The 6,372-nt window shown below is 72.7% G+C and carries 1 protein-coding gene; it reads right to left on the bottom strand.

All coding sequences use genetic code 11. From position 1 onward, the window contains the following. Positions 1-43 precede the first annotated feature (43 nt). Entirely contained in the window at positions 44-6,316 is a 6,273-nt protein-coding gene (locus NZH93_RS21010; protein ID WP_259624851.1) for a type I polyketide synthase, read from the bottom strand. Positions 6,317-6,372: the final 56 nt, after the last annotated feature.

The raw sequence follows: 6,372 nt of genomic DNA, 5'->3' as shown, positions 1-6,372 counted from the left end.
TCGAGTCGTCTCCTCTACAGCGGTGCAGGCGAGTTGAGGGTGATCACGAGGAGCTGAGGTTGTTGTCGATGAAGTCGAAGAGCTCGTCGTAGCCCGCCTCGTCCAACGTGGCCTTCTCCGAGGCGGCCTCCTCCGAGGCGCCTCCGTTCCACTTGGCCAGCACGCGCTGCAACCGGCTGGTGATCTTCGTGCGCATCGGGTCGTCCGCGCCGACCTCGCCGAACGCGAGTTCCAGGCGGTCCAGTTCGTCCAACAGGGTCGCGACCGGGCTGTCGTTGCCCGCCAACTCCACGCGGAGGTGGGCGGCCAGCTCGATCGCGTTGGGGTAGTTGAAGACCAGCGTCGCGGGCAGCTTCACGCCGGTCGCGGCGCTGAGCGTGTTGCGCAGCTCCACCGCCGACAGCGAGTCGAAGCCGAGTTCCTTGAACGCCAGCGTGGGCTTGATGTCCAGCGCCGACTCGTAGCCGAGGACGACCGCGACCTGCCCGACGACCAGGTCCAGCAGCAGTTCGTCCTGCTCGGCCTTGGTCTTGCCCGCGAGCCGCTGCGACCAGGAGGCCGGTTCGGCCTTGCCCGCGGCGGCGGCCGCGCGGCGGGCCGGGGCGCGGACCAGGCCGCGCAGCAGCGGGTGCACCTCGCCGGAGTCGCGCAACGTCGCCAGGTCGAGCTTGACCGGCGCGACCAGGACGTCGTCGGTGACGCGGGCCAGGTCGAACAGCGCCAGGCCGTCGGCCGCGGCCAGCGCGGGCATCCCCGAGCGGGCCATGCGGGCGAAGTCGGCGTCGGACAGCGTCGAGCCCATGCCCGCCGTCTGGTCCCACGGGCCCCAAGCCAGCGAGATCGCCGGGAGGCCGCGGTGGCGGCGGTGCACGGCCAGCGCGTCGAGGAAGGTGTTGGCGGCGGCGTAGTTCGCCTGCCCCGCACCGCCGAACAGGCCGGAGGACGAGGAGAAGACGACGAACATCGCCAGGTCGAGGTCGGCGGTCAGCTCGTGCAGGTGCGCGGCGGCGTCCGCCTTGGGACCGAGCACGGTGGACAGCCGGTCCGGGGTGAGCGAGTCGAGTACGCCGTCGGCGAGCACGCCCGCCGCGTGCACCACGCCGGTCAGCGGGTGCTCGATCCCCTTCAGCAGGGCCGAGACGGCGGCGTGGTCGGCGACGTCGCACGCCGCCAGGTCCACGGTCGCGCCGAGGCCGACCAGCTCGTCGGCCAACTCCTGCGCGCCGGGGGCGTCCGCGCCGCGGCGCGAGGTCAGCACCAGGTGCTTCACCCCGTGCTCGGCGACGAGGTGCCGGGCAACGAGCGCGCCCAGTCCCCCGGTGCCGCCGGTGATCAGCACCGAACCGGCGGCGTCGAGCGGCGTCGGGATGGTCAGCACGACCTTGCCGGTGTGCTTGGCCTGGCCGAGGAAGCGGAACGCCTCCGGGGCGCGGTGGACGTCCCACGTCGTCACGGGCAGCGGCTGGAGGGAGCCGTCGGCGAACCAGCCGTGCAGGCGGGTCAGCAGCTCGCCGATGCGGTCGGGTCCGGCCTCGATCAGGTCGAACGCCGTGTAGGCCACGTCGAGGTGCTGCTTCGCGACCTCGGCGGGGTGCCGCACGTCGGTCTTGCCCATCTCCAGGAACCGGCCGCCGTGCCCCTGCGCCAGCAGGCGCAGCGAAGCGTCGACGAACTCGCCGGACAGCGCGTTGAGGACCACGTCCACGCCCTGGCCGTCGGTGGCGATGGTGAACTGGTGCTCGAAGTCGATGGTGCGGGAGGAGGCGATGTGGTCGTCGGCGATCCCGGCGTCGCGCAGCGCCTGCCACTTGCCGGCGCTCGCCGTGCCGTAGACCTCGGCGCCCAGGTGGCGGGCGATCTGCGTGGCGGCCATGCCGACACCACCGGCGGCGGCGTGGACCAGGATCGACTCGCCGGACCTGAGGCCTCCCAGGTCTTCCAGGGCGTAGAGCGCGGTGAGGAACACCAGCGGCACGCCCGCGGCCTGCTGGAACGACCAGCCGTCCGGGATCGGGCAGACCTTGCGGCGGTCGGCGATCACGACCGGGCCGAACGCGGCGTCGACCATGCCCATGACCCGGTCGCCGACGGCGAGGTCGGCCACGCCGGGCCCGACCTCGATCACCACGCCCGCGCCTTCCAGGCCCATGATCCCGGCGTCGCCGGGGTACATGCCGAGCACGTTCATCACGTCGCGGAAGTTGACGCCCGCCGCGCGCATCGCGATCCGGACCTCGCCGGGCTCCAGCGCGGACTCGGCGTGCGGCCACGGGATGGTGGTGAGGTTGTCGACCGTGCCGGACGCGGTGAAGTCCAGGCGCCAGGCGGAGTCCGTGGCGGACGGGGCGATCGAGCCGGAGCCCGCGCGGACCAGGCGGGGCGCGTACAGCGTGCCCGCGCGGACCGCGACCTCCAGCTCCCGCGCGCCCAGCACGGCGGGCAGGACCTCGTCGATCGCGGTCACGTCGTCCAGGTCCAGCAGGACGATCGCGCCGGGGTGCTCGGACTGCGCGGAGCGCACCAGGCCGGAGGCACCGGCCTGCGCGGGGACGGTGATGTCCTCGCCGGGCAGCGCGGCGACGGCGTGGCTGGTCACGACGACCAGCACGGACTCCTCGGAGCGGTCCGCCACGAAGGACTTGAGGCCCGCCAGGAGTTCGGCGGTCACGGTGTGCACGTTGGACGAGTCGGCGACGTGCAGGATCGTCACGTCCTCGACCGACTCCGGCTCGGCCGTGACCGGCGTCCAGTCGACCCGGTAGAGCGAGTCGGAACCGCCGCCTCGGGTGAACTGCTCGCCGCTGATCGGGCGCAGCACCAGCGAGTCGACGCGGGCGACCGGTGAACCGGTGCCGTCGGCGACGTCCACGGAGATGCCGTCCCCTTGCGGTGACGGGGAAACGCGGGCGCGCAGCGTCTCGGCGCCGGAGGCGAACAGGCTCACCCCGGTCCAGGAGAACGGCAGCGACGCCGGACCGCTCTGCTCCTGGGCGTCGCCGTCGGCGATGCCCAGGGTGTGCAGGACGGAGTCGAGCAACGCCGGGTGGACGCCGAACGCGCCCGCCCGACGCTGTTCCGCCTCGGGCAGCGTGACTTCCGCGTACACGTCTTCGCCGCTGCGCCAGGCGTTCGCCAGCCCGCGGAAGACCGGGCCGTAGCGCAAACCGCCCACAGCGAGGTCCTCGTAGAGGCCGGACAGGTCGAGGGGGACGGCTCCGGCGGGCGGCCACTGCGCCAGCTCGAACGCGGGAGCCGTGGTCTCGTCGGTCAGGACGCCGGTCGCGTGCACGACCCAGTCGGCGCCGTCCTCGTCACCGCGGGAGTAGACGGTGATCATCCGGCGGCCGGGCTCGGCGTCCAGCTCGACGTGCAGGCTGACGCCGCCCAGCGCCGGGACGACGAGCGGGGCCTGGAGCAGCAGCTCCTCCAGGTGCCCGCAGCCGACCTGGTCACCCGCGCGGATCGCCAGCTCCACCAGCGCGGTGCCGGGCACGACCACGTTGTCCGCGACGACGTGGTCGGCCAGCCAGGCGTGCGTGGCGACGGAGAGGCGCGCGGTGAACAGCACACCGCCGTCGGGCATCGGCAGGACCGCGGCGAGCAGGGGGTGGCCCGCGGCGGACAGGCCTGCGGAGGTCACATCGCCGACCGAACCGTTGTCCTCCAGCCACAACCGCTGGTGGTCGAACGCGTAGGTCGGCAGGTCGACGCGCTGGGCGCCGGTGCCGTCGAAGTACGCGGCCCAGTCGATCCGGATGCCGCGGACGTGCAGACCGGCGAGCGCGGTGGTGAGCGCCGGGACCTCGGGGCGGTCCTTGCGCAGCGCCGGGACCAGCACGGCCTTCTCGACGCTCTCGGCGCCCATCGCGGTGAGCACGGCGTCGGGTCCCAGCTCCAGGAACGTCGACACGCCCTGGGCTTCCAGCGTGCGAACGGCGTCGGCGAACCGGACCGCGTTGCGCACGTGGGAAACCCAGTAGTCGGCGGAGCACAGCTCGACGGCGGTGGCGATCCCGCCGGTGACCGTGGAGACGATCGGGATGGTCGGCGACTGGTAGGTCAGTCGGACGGCCACCGCGCGGAAGTCGTCGAGCATGGCGTCCATGTGCGCCGAGTGGAACGCGTGGGAAACGCTGAGCCGCTTGGACTTCCGGTCGTCGAACGCGTCGACCACCGCGAGCACGGCGTCCTCGTCGCCCGCCAGGACGATCGAGTCGGGACCGTTGACCGCCGCGATCGAAACGCCGTTACCGATGAGGTGCGCCACCTCGTCCTCGGTGGCTTGGAGGGCCACCATCGCGCCACCGGTCGGCAGCGCCTGCATCAACCGGCCGCGGGCCTCGACCAGCGTCGCGGCGTCCTCCAGGGACAGGACACCGGCCACGTGGGCGGCGGCCAGCTCGCCGATCGAGTGCCCGGCCAGGAACTCCGGCTTCACGCCCCACGACTCGACGAGGCGGTAGAGCGCCACCTCGATCGCGAACAGCGCGGGCTGGGTCGTCCCGGTCTGGTCCAGCGAGGCGGCGTCATCCCCGAACACCGCCTCGCGGACCGGACCGTCGAACTCGGCGCACACGGCGTCGAAGGCCTTGGCGAACACCGGGAACGCGTCGTGCAGTTCGCGGCCCATGCCGAGCCGCTGCGAGCCCTGGCCGGTGAACAGCACGGCCAGGCCGCCGTCGGTGACGGTGCCGCGCTGGAGGTTCGCCGCCGCGCCGCCGTCGACCAGCGCGTCCAGGCCCGCGCGCAGGGCGGCGGAGTCGGCGCCGACCACGACCGCGCGGTGGGCGAGCGCGGTGCGGGTCGTCGCCAGGGAGTAGGCCACGTCGTCCAGGTGCGGGTCGGTCTCGGAGAGGCGGTCGCGCAGCCGGCGGGCCTGCTCGACCAGCCCGTCCTCGGTGCGCGCGGCCAGCAACCACGGCAGCACCTCGCGACCCTGGCGCACGACCTCGACCGGCTCCTCGGCGGGCGCCTGCTCCAGCACGACGTGGGCGTTGGTGCCGCTCACGCCGAACGACGAGATGCCCGCGCGGCGCGGGTTGCCGGTCTCGGGCCACGGGCGGGCCTCGGTGAGGATCTCCAGCGCACCGGCTTCCCAGTCGACCTGGTGCGACGGCTCGTCGGCGTGCAGCGTCTTGGGGGCCAGACCGTGGCGGATGGCCATGACCATCTTGATTACGCCCGCGACGCCCGCCGCGGACTGGGTGTGGCCGATGTTGGACTTGAGCGAGCCCAGCAGCACCGGGCGCTCGCGGTCCTGGCCGTAGGTGGAGAGGATGGCCTGCGCCTCGATCGGGTCACCGAGCCGAGTGCCGGTGCCGTGAGCCTCGACCACGTCGACGTCGGCGGGGGCCAGACCGGCGTTGGCCAGGGCCTGGAGGATCACCCGCTGCTGCGACGGGCCGTTCGGGGCGGTCAGGCCGTTGGACGCGCCGTCCTGGTTGACCGAGCTGCCGCGCACGACGGCGAGGACCTCGTGGCCGTTGCGCCGCGCGTCGGAGAGCTTCTCGACGAGCAGCAGGCCCACGCCCTCGGACCAGCCGGTGCCGTCGGCGTCGTCGGAGAACGCGCGGCAGCGGCCGTCCGGGGAGAGCCCGCCCTGCTTGCCGAACTCGGCGAACACGGCCGGTGTGCTCATCACCATGACACCGCCCGCGAGGGCGATGGAGCACTCGCCGTTGCGCAGCGCGGTGGCGGCGAGGTGCAGGGCGGTGAGGGACGAGGAGCAGGCGGTGTCGACCGTGACCGCGGGGCCTTCGAGGCCGAACGTGTAGGAGAGGCGGCCGGACAGGACGCTGGGGGCCGCGCCCGTGAGCAGGTGGCCGGCGACCTCGTCGGGGACCTCGGTCAGGCCGATGCCGTAGCCCATGGCGCTGCCACCGATGAACACACCGGTCTGGCTGCCGCGCAGGGACCTGGGGTCGATACCGGCGCGTTCGAACACTTCCCACGTCGTTTCCAGCAGCAGCCGCTGCTGGGGGTCCATGGCCAGTGCTTCGCGCGGGGAAATTCCGAAGAACGCGGGCTCGAAATCGGCCGCGTCATAGAGGAACCCGCCTCCCTCCACGGCGAAAACACCGTTTTCGGTGCCCCAGCCGCGGTCGGTGGGAAGCGGGGAAATGGCGTCGCCGCCGGACTCGACCAGCCGCCACAGGTCTTCGGGCGAGCGGACGCCGCCGGGGTAACGGCAGCTCATCGCCACGATCGCGATCGGCTCCCTGTCGCCTTCCTCCAACTCCTGAAGACGCTGCCGGGTGGTCTGGAGATCCGCCGTCACCAGTTTGAGATACTCCCGGAGCGTGTCTTCATTCGCCATTTAAGAGCACCTCTTCGCTACGGACGACAGGGTTTCTCCGGCGCAGGAGAATGAGA

The sequence above is a fragment of the Umezawaea endophytica genome, from assembly GCF_025061645.1.
In the GTDB taxonomy this organism is placed as follows: Bacteria; Actinomycetota; Actinomycetes; order Mycobacteriales; family Pseudonocardiaceae; genus Umezawaea; species Umezawaea endophytica.
The sequence above is the reverse complement of the archived record's forward strand: the minus strand, read 5'-3'. Positions and strand labels throughout refer to the sequence as shown.